Here is a 624-nt window from a genome sequence, read left to right as displayed (position 1 = left end):
GTCACCGGCATCCGCCGCGACGAGCTCGGCCAAGTGACCGGCGTCGAGACGACCAAGGGTTTTATCGGCTGCAACAAGCTGGCGCTCGCCACGGCCGGCCACACCTCGGTCACCGGCAAGATGGCGGGGCTGGACCTGCCGATCGAGACGCATGTGCTGCAGTCTTTCGTTTCCGAAGGCATCAAGCCCGTGATCGACAACGTCATCACCTATGGTGCGGGACACTTCTATATCTCGCAGTCCGACAAGGGCGGCTTGGTCTTCGGCGCTGACATCGACTACTATTCTTCCTACGCCCAGCGCGGCAATCTCGCGACCGTCGAGCATACGATCGAGGAGGGCGTGTCGCTGATCCCCGGTCTGTCGCGGGTTCGGGTTCTGCGGTCCTGGGGTGGTGCCATGGACATGTCCATGGATGGCTCGCCGATCATCGACCGCACGCCGATCGACAATCTCTATCTGAATTGCGGCTGGTGCTACGGCGGCTTCAAGGCGACGCCGGCGTCCGGCTTCTGCTTTGCCCATCTGATCGCCAAGAACGAGGCCCATCCCGTGGCCCGCCTCTTGCGCCTTGATCGCTTCGAACGCGGCTTTGCCGTCGACGAAGGCGGCAAGGGTCCCCAA

1 protein-coding gene is annotated in these 624 nt (G+C 63.1%); it reads left to right on the top strand.

Translation table 11 applies throughout. From position 1 onward, the window contains the following. Positions 1-624 (top strand): FAD-dependent oxidoreductase (locus CXR03_RS18920; RefSeq protein WP_146070562.1); only part of this gene is annotated, 624 nt, incomplete at both ends.

The sequence above is a fragment of the Arthrobacter sp. 08Y14 genome (genome assembly GCF_002929455.1).
GTDB lineage: Bacteria > Actinomycetota > Actinomycetes > Actinomycetales > Micrococcaceae > Arthrobacter_B > Arthrobacter_B sunyaminii.
This window is presented reverse-complemented; position numbering and strand designations above follow the sequence as displayed.